The sequence below is a fragment of the Pseudomonas sp. S04 genome, from assembly GCF_009834545.1.
Classification (GTDB): domain Bacteria; phylum Pseudomonadota; class Gammaproteobacteria; order Pseudomonadales; family Pseudomonadaceae; genus Aquipseudomonas.
The window spans coordinates 102,423-123,335 of sequence record NZ_CP019427.1 but is presented as its reverse complement, the minus strand read 5'-3'; the positions used below and the strand labels follow the sequence as shown (position 1 = coordinate 123,335).

At 58.4% G+C, this 20,913-nt stretch carries 11 protein-coding genes, 4 rRNA genes and 1 pseudogene; 8 read left to right on the top strand and 8 right to left on the bottom strand.

Annotated elements, in window-relative coordinates; translation table 11 throughout:
• Positions 1–22: 22 nt before the first annotated feature.
• Both PspS04_RS28015 and PspS04_RS28010 read right to left on the bottom strand, forming a co-directional pair.
• A complete protein-coding gene (locus PspS04_RS28015) occupies positions 23–808 on the bottom strand; it encodes a methyl-accepting chemotaxis protein (protein ID WP_371917616.1) in 786 nt (261 codons plus the stop codon).
• Positions 809–877: 69 nt separating this feature from the next.
• Positions 878–1,903 (bottom strand): annotated as a pseudogene (locus tag PspS04_RS28010) (HAMP domain-containing protein); the annotation flags it as partial.
• A 311-nt stretch (positions 1,904–2,214) separates the two neighbouring features.
• On the opposite strand from PspS04_RS28010, the gene PspS04_RS00580 reads away from it, so the two are divergent.
• From PspS04_RS00580 to PspS04_RS00570, 3 genes are all read left to right on the top strand, one after another.
• The gene (locus PspS04_RS00580; protein ID WP_095172010.1) at positions 2,215–2,727 is read left to right on the top strand and encodes a sigma-70 family RNA polymerase sigma factor; all 513 of its coding nucleotides are present in this window, start codon (positions 2,215–2,217) and stop codon (positions 2,725–2,727) included.
• A complete protein-coding gene (locus PspS04_RS00575) occupies positions 2,720–3,718 on the top strand; it encodes a FecR domain-containing protein (protein ID WP_442966608.1) in 999 nt (332 codons plus the stop codon). The genes PspS04_RS00580 and PspS04_RS00575 overlap by 8 nt, the downstream gene beginning before the upstream one ends.
• A gap of 82 nt (positions 3,719–3,800) precedes the next feature.
• Positions 3,801–6,314 (top strand): TonB-dependent siderophore receptor, encoded by a 2,514-nt coding sequence (locus tag PspS04_RS00570; protein ID WP_159993026.1) that lies wholly within the window; start codon positions 3,801–3,803, stop codon positions 6,312–6,314.
• A 149-nt stretch (positions 6,315–6,463) separates the two neighbouring features.
• Here the strand turns inward: PspS04_RS00570 and rrf (PspS04_RS00565) are convergent.
• The 6 genes from rrf (PspS04_RS00565) to PspS04_RS00540 form a co-directional block, all read right to left on the bottom strand.
• Positions 6,464–6,579 (bottom strand): 5S ribosomal RNA (gene rrf / locus PspS04_RS00565).
• 109 nt (positions 6,580–6,688) lie between these two features.
• Positions 6,689–6,804, bottom strand: a 5S ribosomal RNA gene (gene rrf / locus PspS04_RS00560).
• A gap of 170 nt (positions 6,805–6,974) precedes the next feature.
• Positions 6,975–9,866 (bottom strand): 23S ribosomal RNA (locus tag PspS04_RS00555).
• A gap of 328 nt (positions 9,867–10,194) precedes the next feature.
• Positions 10,195–11,731 (bottom strand): 16S ribosomal RNA (locus tag PspS04_RS00550).
• Together the 16S, 23S and 5S rRNA genes form the textbook arrangement of a ribosomal RNA operon.
• A 586-nt stretch (positions 11,732–12,317) precedes the next feature.
• Entirely contained in the window at positions 12,318–13,538 is a 1,221-nt protein-coding gene (locus PspS04_RS00545) for a CaiB/BaiF CoA transferase family protein (protein WP_159993024.1), read from the bottom strand.
• A 13-nt stretch (positions 13,539–13,551) separates the two neighbouring features.
• Positions 13,552–14,733: an acyl-CoA dehydrogenase gene (locus PspS04_RS00540; protein ID WP_095165182.1), complete on the bottom strand. Its 1,182-nt coding sequence runs from the start codon at positions 14,731–14,733 to the stop codon at positions 13,552–13,554.
• A 157-nt stretch (positions 14,734–14,890) separates the two neighbouring features.
• Between PspS04_RS00540 and PspS04_RS00535 the strand changes: the two genes are divergently transcribed.
• The 5 genes from PspS04_RS00535 to PspS04_RS00515 all read left to right on the top strand — a co-directional run bounded on the left by PspS04_RS00535 (position 14,891) and on the right by PspS04_RS00515 (position 20,812).
• Complete coding sequence (locus PspS04_RS00535; protein WP_159993022.1) at positions 14,891–15,811, top strand: LysR family transcriptional regulator; 921 nt, start codon at positions 14,891–14,893, stop codon at positions 15,809–15,811.
• 430 nt (positions 15,812–16,241) lie between these two features.
• On the top strand, positions 16,242–17,363 hold the full coding sequence (locus PspS04_RS00530; RefSeq protein WP_095165179.1) for a Re/Si-specific NAD(P)(+) transhydrogenase subunit alpha: 1,122 nt from the start codon (positions 16,242–16,244) through the stop codon (positions 17,361–17,363).
• Between the two features lie 15 nt (positions 17,364–17,378).
• Positions 17,379–17,702, top strand: a complete 324-nt coding sequence (locus PspS04_RS00525) for an NAD(P) transhydrogenase subunit alpha (RefSeq protein ID WP_003187010.1) — start codon at positions 17,379–17,381, stop codon at positions 17,700–17,702.
• On the top strand, positions 17,702–19,138 hold the full coding sequence (locus tag PspS04_RS00520; RefSeq protein WP_159993020.1) for an NAD(P)(+) transhydrogenase (Re/Si-specific) subunit beta: 1,437 nt from the start codon (positions 17,702–17,704) through the stop codon (positions 19,136–19,138). Before PspS04_RS00525 ends, PspS04_RS00520 begins: the two co-directional genes overlap by 1 nt.
• 180 nt (positions 19,139–19,318) lie before the next feature.
• On the top strand, positions 19,319–20,812 hold the full coding sequence (locus PspS04_RS00515; protein ID WP_159993018.1) for an acetyl-CoA hydrolase/transferase family protein: 1,494 nt from the start codon (positions 19,319–19,321) through the stop codon (positions 20,810–20,812).
• Positions 20,813–20,913 lie beyond the last annotated feature (101 nt).

Here is a 20,913-nt window from a genome sequence, read left to right as displayed (position 1 = left end):
TTTTTGCCAGTGCTACGAGGCTTCAGATCTTGAAGCTGTCCACCAGTTGCTTCAGGCGATTGGCCTGCAGCGACAGGGCATCGCAATCCTTCAAGGTTTCATTGAGGTTGGCCACACCCTGCTGGTTCAGCAGGTTGATCTGGTTGATGTCGACGTTGAGGGTCTCCACCACGGCGGTCTGCTCTTCCGTCGCGGCTGCCACCGACTGGTTCATGCCGTCGATCTCGGTGATGCGCTGGGTCACGCTGACCAGTCGCGCACCCGCCTGATTCGCCACTTCGACACTTTCTTCGCTGGAGAGCTGGCTGGCGTTCATGGTCGATACCGCCTCACGCGAGCCGACTTGCAGCGAGGTGATCATCTTGTGGATCTCTTCGGCCGACTCCTGGGTGCGGTGAGCCAGGTTGCGCACTTCGTCCGCCACCACGGCAAACCCGCGCCCGGCTTCACCGGCACGCGCCGCTTCGATTGCGGCGTTGAGCGCCAGCAGGTTGGTCTGCTGGGAGATGCCTTTGATCACATCGAGAATGTGCCCGATGTTGTCGGTGCTGGCGTTGAGGGTTTCGATCTGGGTGCAGGACAGACTGATTTTCTGCGACAGCTCGGTCATCGCCAGAATGGTCTGCTCCACCACTTGGCGCCCGTCGTCGGCCTGCTCGCTGGCGCCGCTGGCGTGTTGCGAAGCGTCCGCCGCGTTGCGGGCGATTTCCTGGGTCGCTGCGCCCAGTTCATTGATGGCCGCGGCGACGCTGTTGGTGCGTGCACTTTGCTCATCGGAACCGACGATCGAGGCATTGGAGGACGCCATCACTCGTTGCGACAAGTCGTGCACCTGGCGGGTGGCCGACGAAACTTCGCTGATGGAGGCATGAATGCGCTCCACGAACTGGTTGAAGGCCCCGCCCAGCTCACCGAATTCATCCTTGCTTTCCACGGCCAGGCGACGAGTCAGGTCGCCCTCACCCTGGGCGATGTCCTGCATGGCGCGGCCCATGGTGGTCAGTGGGCGCATCAGCACTTGGATCAACAGGCTCAGCAGCACGGCAATGGCGGTCACGGCGACGAACATGGCGATCAAGGCCGAGGTGCGGAACTTGCCCAGGGCGGCGTAGGCCTTGTCCCGGTCGATCGACAGGCCTATGTACCACTGCGCATTCGGCAGACCGTTGACCGGGGTAAAGGACAGGATGCGTTCCTGCTGGTTGAGCAGCACGTCCTGGTTGCCCGCACCGACACGCACGTTAGCGCCTGGGTAGATGTCCTTGAGGTTTTTCATCACCTGGTCTTTGTCCGGGCTGACGATTACCTGGCCGTCGGCGCTGACCAGGAACGCATGGCCGATGCCGCCGAAGTCCACCGAGTTGATGATGTTGACCAGGGTCGCCAGGCTCAAGTCGCCGCCCACCACACCCAGCAGTTCGCCATGCTTCTTGACCGGCATGGCGATGGTCACCACCAGCCCGCCGACTGCAGCCATGTAGGGCGGGGTCAGCATGGTTTGGTCAGCCGCGACCGCCTGCTTGTACCAGGGGCGCTGGCGCGGGTCGTAGCCCTCGGGCATTTTCGCGTCAGGGCGCTGGGTAAACACTCCGTTTGCCTGGCCGACGTAGGTGAACTGGAAGTTCGAGGTGAAGGCCGGCTGGTCGACCAGGCCCGGGAAGTCGGCGTTGGCGCCCTGGTGCGCGACGTTCTGCGCCAGGTTCTCGAGGACCAGGATCCGCCCACTGAGCCAGTTCTGCACGCTGCTGGCGGTCAGGGCCCCCGCTTGCTGGACCGAGGCGTCGAGGTTTTGCTGGATGGTGTTGCGCTGCAGGTAGTCGTTATACAAAGTGAACAAGGCGAACGCCAGGACCACGACGCCCGAAGCGGCCAACAGGATTTTATGGCTGAACTTGAGATTCATGTCAGGGGACTTCTCATGCGAAAGAGTAGGGATGCGTTCCGGGTGCAACATTCCATGTGACGCCATAGGCCGCTCTGTGGCCGCTCTACTTTGGTGCACGCATGTCTCCCCCACTCTTTCGGCACCAAGTCGGGAAAACTTAGGCTTTTGTGCAGAACCCGGGACAATCTCTGCAAAAACCCGGCGAATGGCGGGCTAGAGCACTTTCATTGAGGTTTATCGAGGGCGTAGAGCGGCGGCAGTTGCAAAAATCACAGGCCTTGATGACAATGCGACTAATTATCATTTGTGACGTCCAGGCTGTCGCGTTCATGCCCTCTCCTGAGTCAGCGGTACAGGTGCTCTACAGCAACCACCATGGTTGGCTCAATACTTGGCTGCGCAGCCGCCTGGGCAATGCCGCCGATGCGGCGGATCTGGCCCAGGACACATTCGTGCGCCTGTTGCAGCGTACCGAGCGACTCGAACTCAAGGCCCCCCGCGCCTTCTTGCGGACCATTGCCCGTGGCCTGGTGATCGATCACTGGCGCCGTGCGGAGATCGAGCGCGCCTACCTGGAAAGCATCGCCCACCTGCCCGAAGCCGAAGCGCCGAGTGCCGAAGCGCGGGCCTTGGTGCTCGAGTTGCTGGAGCGCATAACGCGGATGCTCGAAGGCCTCAAGCCGAAGGTGCGCAAGGCGTTTGTGTTGGCCCAGTGCGAGGGACTGCCCCATAAGCAGATCGCCGAGCAGATGGGGTTGTCCTTGCGGTCGGTGGAGCGGTACGTCGCCGATGCGCTCTATCACTGCTACGTCCTGCGTTATGAGGGCCAGGCGGGTGAGTAATCTGCGCGCCCACGGCGAACCCCACCAGCAGGTGGTCAAGCAGGCCATCAGTTGGCTGCTGCGCCTGCGCAATAACGCCAGCAACCCCAAGCTCCAGGCGCAATGTCAGCGGTGGCGCACGGCACACCCGGAACACGAACTGGCCTGGCAGCGGGTGCAGTCGCTGCAACAAGAGTTGAGCGCCAACCTGCGGGCGGTGCCGGGTGCCCAGATCGCGTTGCACACCCTGGAACAGAGTGCGCAACGCCTGGACCGTCGCCAGGCCCTGAAGCTGCTTGGCGGCGCGCTGTTGCTGGGCTCTGCCGCGTGGCTCGGTCGGGAGCAGATGGGCGGGTTGCAGTGGAACGCCGATTTCGCCACCGCCACGGGCGAGCGCCGCGGCTTCCAGTTGCCAGACGGCACTCGCCTGCGCCTGAACACCGACAGCGCCGCCAACCTGGATTTCACCGCCGGGCAACGCCTGATCAAGCTGGCACGTGGCGAAATCATGGTGACCTGCGGCAGCAGCCTGACGCCGACCCCGGGCCAGCCGTTGCGGGTGCAAAGCGAGCACGGTCTGTTCGAGGCGAGCACGGCACGGTTTGTCGTGCGCCAGGAGCGCGACTGCACCCGGCTCAGCGTCACCAGTGGCAGTGTCGCAGTGCTTGCACCGCAGGCGGCGGACGGCGCGCCGATGCGGGTCCAGGCAGGGCAAAGCTACCTGATCACCCCTGCCCTGGCGGCACCTGCCCCGCCTCTGGCGATGGACCCCGGCGCCTGGGTGGATGGCTTGATCGTCACGCGCAACATGCGCCTGGCGGATTTCCTCAAGGAAGTGAGCCGCTACCGCCGTGGGCATCTTGCCTGCGCCTCGCAGATCGCCGACTTGCGTCTGTCTGGGGTGTTCCGCCTGGAGGATACCGACAAGCTGCTGGCCATCGTGGCGCAGACGCTCCCCGTTCAGGTGCGCTATCGCACACGCTGGTGGGTGACCGTGGAGCGCCAGGTGTGATTTTTGGCGGGTTTTCCAGCGTAGTCCGGCTTAGACAGTAAGCACTTCAATCTGCCTTGAGCGACTCCCACGGAAACCCATGATGACTGTTCGCACCCACCGTTCCCTGCCCTGCCCCTGCGCCCCAGACTCACCGTCCGCCAGCTTGCTGCGCCAAGCCATCCGCGCCGCGCTGTTCTCCACCGCACTGGGGGTGAGCGCGCTGCCGTTGCTCGCCCATGGCGCGGATGCCAGCGTCGCCAGTGCCAGCCGTAGCTATGACATCGCCGCCGGCCCCTTGAGCGATGTGCTGAATCAGTTCGCGCGCCAGGCCGGCATCACCCTGTCGACCACTCCCGAACTCACCCAGGGCCGGCAATCGCCTGGGGTGCAGGGCGACTACTCGGCAGATCAGGCCTTGAGCCACGTGCTCAACGGTTCGGGCCTACAGGCGGTCAGCCAGGACGGCAGCAGTTACGTCCTGCGGCCGCAAGCCGAAGGCGCAGCACTGAATCTGCCGACCACCGACATCAAGGGGTTTGCCCTGGGTAACGCACTGGGCAGCATGGAAGGCTACAACGCCACTCACAGTCAGGTCGCCACCAAGACCAGCACTGCCCTGCTGGAAACCTCGCAAAGCGTGTCGGTGGTCACTCGCCAGCAAATGGACGACCAGGGCGCGCAAACCGTATCCCAGACCATGCGCTACACCCCGGGCGTGCTGACCAACCCCTATGGTGCCACCCATCGCTACGACTACGTGGCCATGCGCGGCTTCAACGATGGCTCGGTGGACAACATCTACCTTGATGGCTTGAAGTCCATGGGGGACAGCGGCACTTACAGCAGCATGCAGATCGACCCGTACTTCCTGGAGCGCGTGGACATCCTCAAGGGACCTTCCTCGGTGCTCTATGGGCGCAGTTCGCCCGGTGGCCTGGTGGCGCTCACCAGCAAGAAGCCGCTGTACGAGGCCTATCATCAGGTTCAAGCCACGGTCGGCACGCAGGGCCAACAAGGTATGGGTTTTGACTTCAGTGGCCCTGTAGACGACGACAAGCACATTGCCTATCGCCTGACCGGCCTTGCCGACAAATCCGACACGCAATTCGATCACAACAAGGAAAAGCGCTTCGCCCTGGCACCGACCTTGAGCATCGACTTCACCGACGACACCTCACTGACCCTGCAGGCCTACCTGCAGCACGATCCCGATGGCGGCTATCACAGCGGTATGCCGGCCGATGGCGCACTGCATCAGCGCAATGGCCAGCGCATCTCGGAGCACTTCTTTGAAGGCGAACCGGGAGTCGATGGCTACCAGCGCGACCAGCAGTCTTTCGGCTACCAGTTCGAACACCGCTTCAATGATGTTTTCACCGCGCGGCAGAACTTCCGTTACCTGGACTCCAAGGTCAAACTCGACCAGATCTATGGGTATGGCTGGACCACCCCTACCAGCAATGAGCTGAACCGCTACTACACCGGTGGCGATGAGAAGCTGCATTCGTTCATCGTCGATAACATGCTCCAGGCCGAGTTCCTCACCGGCGACAGCAAGCACACGGTATTGATGGGCGCTGACTACCAGCGGCGCAAGACTGTGGTCGACTGGACCAGTGGTTCGGTGGCACCGATCAACGCCTTCGACCCGGTGTACGGCAACGCCGAGATCACCTACTACGATCCATTGAGCTACCTGCGTCGCCTGGAGCAGACCGGCGTTTACCTGCAGGACCTGATCGAGATGGACCAGTGGCGGTTCTCCCTGGGCCTGCGTCAGGACTGGGTAGAAACCTCGGAAGAAAACCGCCTGGCCGAGTTCAATCGCCCGGAAGGCACCGAGGTCAACGACAAACGCACCAAGCTGACCGGACGCGCCGGGGCGCTGTATCTGTTTGATAACGGCATTGCACCGTACATCAGCTACTCCGAGTCGTTCAATCCGAACTCCTACGCAGACAGTGCGGGCAACCCCCTGGCACCGACCGATGGCACCCAATGGGAAGTGGGCTTGAAGTACCAGCCACCCGGGACGGACAACCTGTTCACTGCATCGCTGTTCCGCATTGACCAGGAGAACCTGGCGACCAAGCTGCCCCAGGAAAACTTCTATCGTGCAGTCGGGGCCGTTCGCTCCCAGGGCCTGGAGCTGGAAGCACACACCCAGGTGACCGACAACCTGAAAGTGCTCGGCAGCTACACCTTTACCGACATCGAGTACTCCAAATCGATGATCAGCACCCTGAGCACCGACACCGATGTGATCGAAAACAAGGGCAACTCGCCGACTCAGGCACCACGCCATATGGCCTCGCTGTGGGCGGACTACCTGTTCGATAGCGCAGCACTCGATGGCCTGCGCCTGGGCGGTGGCGTGCGATATGTCGGCTACAGTTGGGCGGATGCCGAGAACACCATGAAGGTGCCTGCGTACACGCTGTTTGATGCTTCGATCGGCTACGACCTGGGCAAGGTGGGCCTGAAGGGGGTCGATGTGCGCCTGAATGCCAACAACCTGACTGACGAATCCTACATTGCGTCCTGTGCCAGCCTGAGCTTCTGCTACATGGGCGAGGAACGTAACGTGGCGGCCACGGTGAGCTACCAGTTCTAACTGCGGGTCATTCCAACAAAGCCAGCGCCTGGTCTCAGCCGCTGGCTTTGTTGTCTCTGCAGCAAGCTATGAGGCCCTGCAGAGACTTTGGTTACCCCTGAAACGACAAAACCCCTGTCTGCAATGCAGACAGGGGTTTCGGAATTCAATCTTGACGATGACCTACTCTCACATGGGGAAACCCCACACTACCATCGGCGATGCATCGTTTCACTGCTGAGTTCGGGATGGGATCAGGTGGTTCCAATGCTCTATGGTCGTCAAGAAATTCTGTGTACCGGTCCGTTGCGCTAGCAGCGTGCCGATGAAATTCATGGACTTCTACAAAAACAAAACCCCTACCTGCATACGCAGATAGGGGTTTCGGAATTTAATCTTGACGATGACCTACTCTCACATGGGGAAACCCCACACTACCATCGGCGATGCATCGTTTCACTGCTGAGTTCGGGATGGGATCAGGTGGTTCCAATGCTCTATGGTCGTCAAGAAATTCGGGTACTGAGTCGTGGCCAGATGACCTCGCTTCAGCAAATTGGGTATGTGATAGCTTTCGGTGTTGTGTGTTGCTTTGAGCAGATTCGAACTTTCGGTTCGTTTCGTCTTCACACACCGCAATCTGATGCTTCTTTCGAAGTAGTCAAATTGCTTGGGTGTTATATGGTCAAGCCTCACGGGCAATTAGTATTGGTTAGCTCAACGCCTCACAGCGCTTACACACCCAACCTATCAACGTCGTAGTCTTCGACGGCCCTTCAGGGGACTCAAGGTCCCAGTGAGATCTCATCTTGAGGCTAGTTTCCCGCTTAGATGCTTTCAGCGGTTATCTATTCCGAACATAGCTACCCGGCAATGCCACTGGCGTGACAACCGGAACACCAGAGGTTCGTCCACTCCGGTCCTCTCGTACTAGGAGCAGCCCCTCTCAAATCTCAAACGTCCACGGCAGATAGGGACCGAACTGTCTCACGACGTTCTAAACCCAGCTCGCGTACCACTTTAAATGGCGAACAGCCATACCCTTGGGACCGGCTTCAGCCCCAGGATGTGATGAGCCGACATCGAGGTGCCAAACACCGCCGTCGATATGAACTCTTGGGCGGTATCAGCCTGTTATCCCCGGAGTACCTTTTATCCGTTGAGCGATGGCCCTTCCATACAGAACCACCGGATCACTAAGACCTACTTTCGTACCTGCTCGACGTGTCTGTCTCGCAGTCAAGCGCGCTTTTGCCTTTATACTCTACGACCGATTTCCGACCGGTCTGAGCGCACCTTCGTACTCCTCCGTTACTCTTTAGGAGGAGACCGCCCCAGTCAAACTACCCACCATACACTGTCCTCGATCCGGATAACGGACCTGAGTTAGAACCTCAAAGTTGCCAGGGTGGTATTTCAAGGTTGGCTCCACGCAGACTGGCGTCCACGCTTCAAAGCCTCCCACCTATCCTACACAAGCAAATTCAAAGTCCAGTGCAAAGCTATAGTAAAGGTTCACGGGGTCTTTCCGTCTAGCCGCGGATACACTGCATCTTCACAGCGATTTCAATTTCACTGAGTCTCGGGTGGAGACAGCGCCGCCATCGTTACGCCATTCGTGCAGGTCGGAACTTACCCGACAAGGAATTTCGCTACCTTAGGACCGTTATAGTTACGGCCGCCGTTTACCGGGGCTTCGATCAAGAGCTTCGCGTTAGCTAACCCCATCAATTAACCTTCCGGCACCGGGCAGGCGTCACACCCTATACGTCCACTTTCGTGTTTGCAGAGTGCTGTGTTTTTAATAAACAGTCGCAGCGGCCTGGTATCTTCGACCGGCGTGGGCTTACGGAGCAAGTCCTTCACCCTCACCGGCGCACCTTCTCCCGAAGTTACGGTGCCATTTTGCCTAGTTCCTTCACCCGAGTTCTCTCAAGCGCCTTGGTATTCTCTACCCAACCACCTGTGTCGGTTTGGGGTACGGTTCCTGGTTACCTGAAGCTTAGAAGCTTTTCTTGGAAGCATGGCATCAACCACTTCGTGTTCTAAAAGAACACTCGTCATCAGCTCTCGGCCTTAGAATCCCGGATTTACCTAAGATTCCAGCCTACCACCTTAAACTTGGACAACCAACGCCAAGCTGGCCTAGCCTTCTCCGTCCCTCCATCGCAATAACCAGAAGTACAGGAATATTAACCTGTTTTCCATCGACTACGCTTTTCAGCCTCGCCTTAGGGACCGACTAACCCTGCGTCGATTAACGTTGCGCAGGAAACCTTGGTCTTTCGGCGTGGGTGTTTTTCACACCCATTGTCGTTACTCATGTCAGCATTCGCACTTCTGATACCTCCAGCAAGCTTCTCAACTCACCTTCACAGGCTTACAGAACGCTCCTCTACCGCATCACCTAAGTGATACCCGTAGCTTCGGTGTATGGTTTGAGCCCCGTTACATCTTCCGCGCAGGCCGACTCGACTAGTGAGCTATTACGCTTTCTTTAAAGGGTGGCTGCTTCTAAGCCAACCTCCTAGCTGTCTAAGCCTTCCCACATCGTTTCCCACTTAACCATAACTTTGGGACCTTAGCTGACGGTCTGGGTTGTTTCCCTTTTCACGACGGACGTTAGCACCCGCCGTGTGTCTCCCATGCTCGGCACTTGTAGGTATTCGGAGTTTGCATCGGTTTGGTAAGTCGGGATGACCCCCTAGCCGAAACAGTGCTCTACCCCCTACAGTGATACATGAGGCGCTACCTAAATAGCTTTCGAGGAGAACCAGCTATCTCCGAGCTTGATTAGCCTTTCACTCCGATCCACAGGTCATCCGCTAACTTTTCAACGGTAGTCGGTTCGGTCCTCCAGTTAGTGTTACCCAACCTTCAACCTGCCCATGGATAGATCGCCCGGTTTCGGGTCTATTCCCAGCGACTAGACGCCCTATTAAGACTCGCTTTCGCTACGCCTCCCCTATTCGGTTAAGCTCGCCACTGAAAATAAGTCGCTGACCCATTATACAAAAGGTACGCAGTCACCCAACAAAGTGGGCTCCCACTGCTTGTACGCATACGGTTTCAGGATCTATTTCACTCCCCTCTCCGGGGTTCTTTTCGCCTTTCCCTCACGGTACTAGTTCACTATCGGTCAGTCAGTAGTATTTAGCCTTGGAGGATGGTCCCCCCATATTCAGACAAAGTTTCTCGTGCTCCGTCCTACTCGATTTCATGACTAAGAGATTTTCGCGTACAGGGCTATCACCCACTATGGCCGTACTTTCCAGAACGTTCCGCTAATCTCAAAGCCACTTAAGGGCTAGTCCCCGTTCGCTCGCCACTACTAAGGGAATCTCGGTTGATTTCTTTTCCTCAGGGTACTTAGATGTTTCAGTTCCCCTGGTTCGCCTCTTAAGCCTATGTATTCAGCTTAAGATAACCATCTTATGATGGCTGGGTTCCCCCATTCAGACATCTCCGGATCAAAGTCTGTTTGCCGACTCCCCGAAGCTTTTCGCAGGCTACCACGTCTTTCATCGCCTCTGACTGCCAAGGCATCCACCGTATGCGCTTCTTCACTTGACCATATAACCCCAAGCAATCTGGTTATACTATGAAGACGACATTCGCCGAAAATTCGCACTTGCTCATAGAGCAACTCACAAATTTTACCTTAGCCTGATCCGTTACCAGTGAAAGTAACGTTCAGTCTATCTTTCTATCACATACCCAAATTTTTAAAGAACGATCTAATCTTAAAGATCAGAAATCAACATTCACCATCGCCTTGATGGAATGCTCATTTCTAAGCTTTACGACAAACAACAACCCTATGCCTCAGGGCTGTTTCTCGTCTTCTTCAATGAATCAAGCAATTCGTGTGGGAGCTTATGCAGCAGCTGATGTCGTCGATTAAGGAGGTGATCCAGCCGCAGGTTCCCCTACGGCTACCTTGTTACGACTTCACCCCAGTCATGAATCACACCGTGGTAACCGTCCTCCCGAAGGTTAGACTAGCTACTTCTGGTGCAACCCACTCCCATGGTGTGACGGGCGGTGTGTACAAGGCCCGGGAACGTATTCACCGCGACATTCTGATTCGCGATTACTAGCGATTCCGACTTCACGCAGTCGAGTTGCAGACTGCGATCCGGACTACGATCGGTTTTGTGGGATTAGCTCCACCTCGCGGCTTGGCAACCCTCTGTACCGACCATTGTAGCACGTGTGTAGCCCAGGCCGTAAGGGCCATGATGACTTGACGTCATCCCCACCTTCCTCCGGTTTGTCACCGGCAGTCTCCTTAGAGTGCCCACCATTACGTGCTGGTAACTAAGGACAAGGGTTGCGCTCGTTACGGGACTTAACCCAACATCTCACGACACGAGCTGACGACAGCCATGCAGCACCTGTCTCAATGTTCCCGAAGGCACCAATCTATCTCTAGAAAGTTCATTGGATGTCAAGGCCTGGTAAGGTTCTTCGCGTTGCTTCGAATTAAACCACATGCTCCACCGCTTGTGCGGGCCCCCGTCAATTCATTTGAGTTTTAACCTTGCGGCCGTACTCCCCAGGCGGTCAACTTAATGCGTTAGCTGCGCCACTAAGAGCTCAAGGCTCCCAACGGCTAGTTGACATCGTTTACGGCGTGGACTACCAGGGTATCTAATCCTGTTTGCTCCCCACGCTTTCGCACCTCAGTGTCAGTATCAGTCCAGGTGGTCGCCTTCGCCACTGGTGTTCCTTCCTATATCTACGCATTTCACCGCTACACAGGAAATTCCACCACCCTCTACCATACTCTAGCTTGTCAGTTTTGAATGCAGTTCCCAGGTTGAGCCCGGGGATTTCACATCCAACTTAACAAACCACCTACGCGCGCTTTACGCCCAGTAATTCCGATTAACGCTTGCACCCTCTGTATTACCGCGGCTGCTGGCACAGAGTTAGCCGGTGCTTATTCTGTCGGTAACGTCAAGACAGCAACGTATTAGGTTACTGCCCTTCCTCCCAACTTAAAGTGCTTTACAATCCGAAGACCTTCTTCACACACGCGGCATGGCTGGATCAGGCTTTCGCCCATTGTCCAATATTCCCCACTGCTGCCTCCCGTAGGAGTCTGGACCGTGTCTCAGTTCCAGTGTGACTGATCATCCTCTCAGACCAGTTACGGATCGTCGCCTTGGTGAGCCATTACCCCACCAACTAGCTAATCCGACCTAGGCTCATCTGATAGCGCAAGGCCCGAAGGTCCCCTGCTTTCTCCCGTAGGACGTATGCGGTATTAGCGTCCGTTTCCGAGCGTTATCCCCCACTACCAGGCAGATTCCTAGGCATTACTCACCCGTCCGCCGCTCTCAAGAGAAGCAAGCTTCTCTCTACCGCTCGACTTGCATGTGTTAGGCCTGCCGCCAGCGTTCAATCTGAGCCATGATCAAACTCTTCAGTTCAAACATCTTTGGGTTTTTAAGAAACCCTAAACTTGGCTCAGCAATCGTTGGTTACATCTTTGATTTCTCGCGGAGTAACTTGTGATGCTGATAATCTTTTTGACTATCAGTCTGACAGCACAAGCACCCACACGAATTGCTTGATTCAGTTGTTAAAGAGCGATTGGTTAAGATCTTTCGTCTCAACCGAGGCGCGCATTCTACAGCAGCCTCATTTGCTGTCAAGTGGTATTTTTCAGAAGCTTTCGAAGAATTCTTCAACAACTTCAACCACTTGCGCTTCCGATCACTCGGTAGCGGGAGGCGAATTCTACAGCGTTACACGCTGCTGTCAACACCTCTTTTTCAACTCCTTTCGTGCTTCGATGAACTGAAGCAACCTGCTGCCGAAAACTGCGTAACTCATTGTTTACCAAGGAGTTTTCCGTTTCGACTGCGCCGGAAGTGGGGCGAATTATAGACACCTGAGATCTCCCGTCAACCTTTAATTTGGCTTTTCTATCAATGAGTTACGCAAAGCCAAAAAAGGCGGTACTGCGCCTTCTATATAAGCAAGGGCAAAACCGCTTCTATATAGAAGGGACGCCTAGAGCACACCAGATTCCTTGAAGGCGGCAACTGCAGCAGCATCCAGACCCAGCACACGCTGCAAGACCTCCAGCGTGTGTTCGCCCAACAGCGGCGGAGCGCTGTGGTACTCCACCGGTGTTTCGGACAGGCGAATCGGGCTGGCGACCTGCGGCACCCTACCCGCCAGTGCATGGGGCAGTTCTATCGCCAGTCCGCGCGCCTGGACCTGCGGATCAGCAAACACCTGCGACAGATCATTGATCGGCCCACAGGGCACACCCGCCTGCTCCAACTCAACCACCCACTGGGCGGTGGTCTTGAACACCGTGGCCTGACGAATCAGCGGAATCAGCACCGCGCGATTGGCCACCCGCAGCTTGTTGGTGGCAAACCTGGCATCGTCTGCCCACTGGGGCTGACCTGCCACTTCGGCAAACTTGCGAAACTGCCCGTCATTGCCCACCGTCAGGATGAAGTCGCCATCCGCCGTCGGGAAGTCCTGGTAAGGCACGATATTCGGGTGAGCGTTGCCCAACCGCTTGGGAGCAACCCCAGTCGTCAGGTAGTTCATGGCCTGGTTGGCCAGGCAAGCGACCTGGACATCCAGCAGCGCCATATCAATGTGCTGTCCACCACCGTCATGATCCCGATGCGCCAAAGCTGCCAGGATCGCAACAGTGGAGTAGAGCCCGGTCAGAATATCCGTCAGCGCCACACCCACCTTGACCGGCCCGGCACCTTCATCACCTTCAGGGCGGCCGGTCAGGCTCATCAAGCCCCCCAGGCCCTGAATCATGAAGTCATAACCTGCACGCTTGGCGTAGGGTCCGGTCTGGCCGAACCCAGTGATCGAGCAGTAGATCAAATCAGGATTGATCGCCTTGAGCGTCTCATAGTCCAAGCCATAAGCCGCCAGCCCCCCAACCTTGAAGTTCTCGATGAGGATGTCGGACTTGGCAGCCAGCTCGCGCACCAGGCGCTGCCCCTCAGGCCGGGTGAAGTCGATGGTCACCGATTGCTTGTTGCGGTTGGCCGAAAGGTAGTAGGCCGCCTCACTGGTGTTCTCGCCGTAGGCGTCCTTCAGGAAGGGCGGCCCCCAGGCGCGCGTGTCATCGCCGTTGCCCGGACGCTCGACCTTGATGACCTCAGCCCCCAGGTCCGCCAGGATCTGGCCAGCCCAGGGACCGGCCAATACGCGCGATAAATCCAGTACCCGCAAATGCGATAGCGCACCCATGGCCGCTCTCCTGTCAGTAGAACGCCTGGAGACCGGTCTGTGCACGGCCGAGAATCAGCGCGTGAACGTCGTGAGTACCTTCGTAGGTGTTGACCACCTCGAGGTTGACCAGGTGACGCGCCACACCGAACTCGTCGGAGATGCCGTTACCGCCGAGCATGTCGCGAGCCATGCGCACGATATCCAGGGACTTGCCGCAGGAGTTGCGCTTCATCATCGAAGTGATTTCCACCGCCGCCGTGCCTTCATCCTTCATGCGGCCCAGACGCAGGCAACTTTGCAGCGCCAGGGTGATTTCGGTCTGCATGTCCGCCAGTTTTTTCTGGATCAACTGGGTCGCCGCCAGGGGACGGCCGAACTGCTGGCGGTCCAGGGTGTATTGGCGTGCGGTATGCCAGCAGAACTCGGCGGCACCCAGTGCACCCCAGGAGATGCCATAGCGGGCAGAGTTGAGGCAAGTGAACGGACCTTTCAGGCCACGCACGTCCGGGAAGATGTTCTCTTCTGGAACAAATACGTTGTCCATCACGATTTCGCCGGTGATGGAGGCACGCAAGCCGACCTTGCCGTGAATAGCCGGGGCGCTCAGGCCTTTCCAGCCTTTCTCGAGGACGAAGCCGCGGATATCGCCAGCATCATCCTTGCCCCAGACCACGAATACGTCGGCGATCGGGCTGTTGGTGATCCACATCTTGCTGCCGGTCAGGCTGTAGCCGCCTTCCACCTTGCGTGCACGAGTAATCATCGAACCCGGGTCGGAACCATGGTTCGGCTCGGTCAGACCGAAGCAACCAATCCACTCACCGGACGCCAGTTTCGGCAGGTACTTCTGCTTCTGCGCCTCAGTCCCGAACTCGTTGATCGGCACCATGACCAGGGAGGACTGCACACTCATCATCGAGCGATAGCCGGAGTCGACACGCTCGACCTCGCGGGCAATCAGCCCGTAGCAGACATAATTCAGGCCGCTGCCGCCGTACTGCTCGGGAATGGTCGCACCCAGCAGGCCGATCTCGCCCATTTCGCGGAAGATCGCCGGGTCGGTCTTTTCATGGCGGAAGGCTTCGAGGATGCGCGGAGCCAGCTTGTCCTGGGCAAACTGCGCTGCGCTGTCGCGCACCATGCGCTCCTCTTCAGTGAGCTGTTGATCCAGCAGCAGGGGATCGATCCAGTTGAAGCTAGCTTTACCGCCCATGAGCGTGTCCTCGCGAAGTAGGTCAAATATCGTGGACTGATCCTAGGCGTCGCTCACGGAATGGGCAAACGAGGATTTTGCATGCTGTTGTGCTAATTTCTCACTCCGTAATTGCCCAAAACGGCATACACGAGAATCATTAGTGAGGTTGCCGTACATGCGCAGGAAGATCCCCAGCACCGCCGCCCTGATCAGCTTCGAAGCCGCCGCCCGCCACGAGAGCTTTACCAAGGCCGCCCTGGAGCTTTCGCTGACCCAGGGCGCGATATGCCGACAGATCGCCAGCCTGGAGGAGTTTCTCAGTGTCGAACTGTTCCGACGCTCACGGCGCGGCGTAAAACTCACCGAAGCCGGCCTGTCCTACAGTCGCCGGGTGGCAACCCAACTGGACGCGGTAGAACGCGACACCCTGTCGGTGATGGGCCAGAAGGGCGCCAACGTGATCGAACTGGCGGTCGTGCCGACGTTTGGCACCCAATGGCTGCTGCCGCGACTCAAAGACTTCCAGGAGCAGCACCCGGAAGTAACGGTCAACCTGACCAACCGCACACGGCCCTTCCTGTTTGCCGACACCGACTTCGACGCCGCGATCTACTTCGGCGACGCCGACTGGTCCGGTACCGAATCCCACAGGCTGATGGGCGAAAACCCGATGCCGGTGTGCAGTCCGGCCTTACGCGGCCAGTTCATGCAGCTCAGCGCCGAGCAGATTGCCGACTTGCCCCTGCTGCAACAGACCACACGCCCGTACGCCTGGCGCCAGTGGTTCAACTCCCAGAACCTGAATATCCCCCGGGACATGACAGGTCCCCGTTACGAGCTATTCTCCATGCTCGCCCAGGCGGCAATGCATGACATGGGCATTGCCCTGATCCCGCCATTCCTGATCCAGCGCGAACTGGCGGAGAAAAGGCTGGTGATTGCCAACCCCCAGGCCCTGTCGAGCATCAAGGCCTATTACCTGATGATTCCTGACCGAAAGGTCGAATCCGCGTCTTTACGCGCATTTCGCGACTGGCTGATTCATCAGGCACATAGCTACAGCGTAGAGGGACAGGGGCCTACAGGCATTAGCTGACCTCGTAGTCAGCAAATTTAAAGCCCTACAGATATAACTATTTGTCGCATTTAAGCAGACTGTACGGAATACCTGCACAATCGTCCCACAGCCGCCTAACGGCGTGGCTTTCGCGCCTTAAATCAGGACCATGGTGCAACATTCATGCAGCCGATGAGCAAATCCCCAAATTTTCGCCAGAGTCCTTGCAAGTCACGGCCTACAAGGGATTAACCCGCCTGGTTGCGACATTCGGTCACGGGGTGACTTGTAGTTAATTTTCCGTCACCCGTCATAATCCCTTGAAGGGCACAAAGTTCGCCTGCAAAATGCCGCGCCCCGCCCGAAATACAGCGGGGTCGTGCTGATCGGCCGCCCCAGCCGCACCCTCCGCAGTGCGCTGGCCTTCTAAGAAAGATCGAAAGCAATAAGATCAAGCAGGAGATTTGACGTGCACATTGGTGTTCCTCTCGAAACCCAGACCGGTGAAACGCGGGTTGCTGCAACCCCGGAAACCATCAAGAAGCTGATCGGCCAGGGTCATAAAGTCACTGTGCAAAGCGGCGCCGGCATCAGCGCCAGCGTTGTCGACAGTGCTTATGAAGCGGCAGGTGCAGTGATTGGCAGTGCCAACGATGCATTTGGCGCAGAGCTGATCCTCAAGGTTGTCGCCCCCAGCGACAGCGAACTGAGCCTGATCAAAAGTGGAACCGTGCTGGTAGGCATGCTCAACCCGTTCAGCAATGAAACCATTGCCAAACTGGCCGAGCGTGGCATTACCGCGTTCTCCCTGGAAGCCGCGCCGCGTACCTCCCGCGCGCAAAGCCTTGATGTGCTCTCCTCGCAAGCCAACATTGCCGGCTATAAGGCCGTGCTGCTGGCCGCTCATCACTATCCGCGCTTCATGCCGATGCTGATGACCGCCGCAGGCACGGTAAAGGCTGCTCGCGTGCTGATTCTCGGCGCTGGCGTGGCGGGCCTGCAGGCCATCGCTACGGCGAAACGCCTGGGTGCGGTGATCGAAGCCTCCGACGTCCGTCCTGCGGTGAAAGAGCAGATCGAATCCCTGGGCGCCAAGTTCGTCGACGTTCCTTATGAAACCGACGAAGAGCGTGAATGCGCAGTTGGCGTCGGCGGTTACGCACGGCCGATGCCGGCCAGCTGGATGCAACGCCAGGCCCTGGCCGTGCACGAGCGCGCCAAGCAAGCCGACATTGTCATCACTACGGCCCTGATTCCTGGCCGCAAGGCCCCGGTACTGCTGAGCGCCGAGACTGTCGCCCAGATGAAACCGGGCTCGGTGGTCATCGACCTGGCGGCGGCACAGGGCGGTAACTGCCCACTGACCGTCGCGGACCAGGTGATCGTCGCGCACGGCGTGACCATCGCCGGCCCGACCAACCTGGCAGCCCAGGTCGGCGCAGATGCCTCGGCGCTGTATGCGCGCAACCTGCTGGACTTCCTCAAGCTGGTCTTCACCAAGGAAGGCCAGTTCGAGATCAACCTCGAAGACGACATCGTCGCCGCGTGCCTGATGTGCCGCGACGGCCAAGTCATCCGCAAAAACGCCTAAGCAGGGATTCAGACGATGGAAGAGCTTATCTCCCCCGGTATCTACAACCTGATCATCTTCGTGCTGGCGATTTATGTCGGTTACCACGTGGTCTGGAACGTTACACCCGCACTGCACACCCCCTTGATGGCGGTGACCAACGCGATCTCGGCAATCGTGATCGTCGGCGCCATGCTCGCGGCCGCGCTGACCGTGACCCCGCTGGGCAAGACCATGGGCACCCTGGCCGTCGCACTGGCGGCGGTGAACGTGTTCGGTGGCTTCCTGGTCACCCGTCGCATGCTTGAGATGTTCAAGAAAAAAGCCCCGAAAGCCGTAAAAGAAGAGGCGCCCAAGTAATGAGCATGAACCTCGTAACGACGCTCTACTTGATCGCGTCGATCTGCTTCATCCAGGCCCTCAAAGGCCTGTCGCACCCGACCACCTCGCGGCGCGGCAACCTGTTCGGCATGCTCGGCATGGCGCTGGCCATCCTCACCACCGTCGGCCTCATCTATAAGCTGGGGGCCGAGCTGGCCACCGCTGGTATCGGCTACGTGATCGTTGGCCTGCTGGTCGGCGGCACCGCCGGTTCGATCATGGCCAAACGGGTTGAAATGACCAAGATGCCAGAGCTGGTCGCCTTCATGCACAGCATGATCGGCCTGGCCGCGGTATTCATTGCCATCGCCGCGGTGGTCGAGCCGCAGTCGCTGGGCATCGTCAAGCAGTTGGGAGACGCGATTCCGGCCGGTAACCGCCTGGAGTTGTTCCTCGGTGCCGCCATCGGTGCCATCACCTTCTCCGGCTCGGTGATCGCTTTCGGCAAGCTCTCGGGCAAGTACAAGTTCCGTCTGTTCCAGGGCGCACCAGTACAGTTCAGCGGTCAGCACAAGATCAACCTGGTGCTGGGCCTGGCCACCTTGGGCCTGGGCATCACTTTCATGCTGACCGGCAACCTGAGTGCGTTTGCCCTGATGCTGGCCCTGGCCTTTGTGCTGGGCGTGCTGATCATCATCCCGATCGGTGGCGCCGACATGCCGGTAGTGGTGTCGATGCTTAACAGCTATTCCGGTTGGGCTGCGGCGGGTATCGGCTTCTCACTGAACAACTCGATGCTGATCATCGCCGGCTCCCTGGTGGGCTCTAGCGGTGCAATCCTCTCGTACATCATGTGCAAGGCGATGAACCGTTCGTTCTTCAACGTCCTGCTGGGTGGCTTCGGCAACACCGCAGACGCTGCAGGTCCTGCCGGTTCGGCGGAAGCGCGTCCGGTGAAATCCGGTTCGGCTGACGACGCCACCTTCCTGCTGACCAACGCCGATACCGTAATCATTGTTCCGGGCTACGGCCTGGCGGTGGCACGGGCGCAGCACGCACTGAAGGAACTGACCGAGAAGCTGACCCATCGCGGCGTGACCGTGAAGTACGCGATCCACCCGGTGGCGGGGCGCATGCCTGGGCACATGAACGTCCTGCTGGCCGAGGCCGAGGTACCGTACGACCAGGTGTTCGAGATGGAAGACATCAACTCCGAGTTCGGCCAGGCCGACGTGGTACTGGTGCTCGGCGCCAACGACGTGGTCAACCCGGCGGCGAAGAACGATCCGAAGTCGCCGATCGCCGGCATGCCGATTCTGGAGGCCTTCAAGGCCAAGACCATCATCGTCAACAAGCGCTCGATGGCCAGCGGTTATGCCGGCCTGGATAACGAGCTGTTCTACCTGGACAAGACCATGATGGTCTTTGGCGACGCCAAGAAAGTCATCGAAGATATGGTCAAGGCAGTCGAATAAACACTGCTCCACGGCAATACCAAAAACCCCAGCCTCCCGTAGGCTGGGGTTTTTTATTGGCCTCGATTACCCGACCAAAGGCTCTAAATCAGGGGCCTGCATTCGACCATGGTAGCGGGACGAATGTTTTCGAAATCACTAGACTGCGCATCTTGCTTCCGTTGCCCGAGATAATAATCCATGTACCGTGACCGTATTCGCTTGCCTTCGTTGTTGGATAAGGTGATGAGCGCCGCCGAGGCTGCCGCTCTGATTGAGGACGGCATGACCGTCGGCATGAGCGGCTTCACCCGCGCCGGCGAAGCCAAGGCGGTGCCCCACGCACTGGCCGAGCGCGCCAAGGTCACGCCGCTGAAGATCAGCCTGATGACCGGCGCCAGCCTGGGCAACGACCTCGACAAACAATTGACCGAAGCGGGCGTCCTGGCCCGCCGCATGCCATTCCAGGTCGATAGCACCCTGCGCAAGGCGATCAACGCCGGCGAAGTGATGTTCATCGACCAGCACCTGTCGGAAACCGTGGAGCAGTTGCGCAACCAGCAACTGAAGCTGCCGGACATCGCAGTCATTGAAGCCGTGGCCATCACCGAACAAGGCCACATCGTGCCGACTACCTCGGTCGGCAACTCCGCCAGCTTCGCGATTTTCGCCAAACAGGTGATCGTCGAGATCAACCTGGCGCACAACCCGAACCTGGAAGGTCTGCACGACATCTATATCCCGACCTACCGTCCGACCCGCACGCCGATCCCGCTGACCCAGGTCGACGATCGCATCGGCAGCACCGCGATCCCGATTCCACCGGAAAAGATCGTCGCCATCGTCATCACCAACCAGTCGGACTCGCCGTCCACGGTGCTGCCACCGGACAACGAGACCCAGGCCATCGCCGACCACCTGATCAACTTCTTCAAGCAGGAAGTGGACGCCGGCCGCATGACCAACAAACTGGGCCCGCTCCAGGCTGGCATCGGGAGCATCGCCAACTCGGTGATGTGCGGGCTGATCGATTCGCCGTTCGAAGACCTGACCATGTACTCCGAAGTGCTACAGGACTCGACCTTCGACCTGATCGACGCCGGCAAGCTGAGCTTTGCCTCGGGCAGCTCGATCACCCTGTCGCAACGGCGCAATGCCGATGTCTTTGGCAATCTGGAGCGCTACAAGGACAAACTGGTACTGCGCCCGCAGGAAATCTCCAACCACCCTGAAGTGGTGCGTCGCCTGGGCATCATCGGCATCAACACCGCGCTGGAGTTCGACCTGTACGGCAACGTCAACTCCACCCACGTCTGCGGCACGCGGATGATGAACGGCATTGGCGGCTCGGGTGACTTTGCCCGCAACGCCCACCTGGCGATCTTCGTCACCAAGTCGATTGCCAAGGGCGGCGCGATTTCCAGTGTCGTGCCGATGGTCAGCCACGTTGACCATACCGAGCACGACGTCGACATCCTGGTAACCGAGATCGGCCTTGCCGACTTGCGTGGCCTGGCCCCTCGGGAACGCGCCCGGGTGGTTATCGACAACTGTGTGCACCCGGACTACCGCGAAGCGCTCAATGAGTACTTCGAGAAGGCCTGTGCCATCGGCGGCCACACCCCGCACATCCTGCGCGAAGCCCTCAGTTGGCACATGAACCTGGAAGAAACCGGGCGCATGCTCGCCGTGTGATTGGTACAGATGGCGGCCGGCGAAAACACTTTTTTGCCGGCCCGCTATCTTTCACCCAATAGCTGACAAAAACTGTACTGCTGTACCGGTCTTTTCCTAGG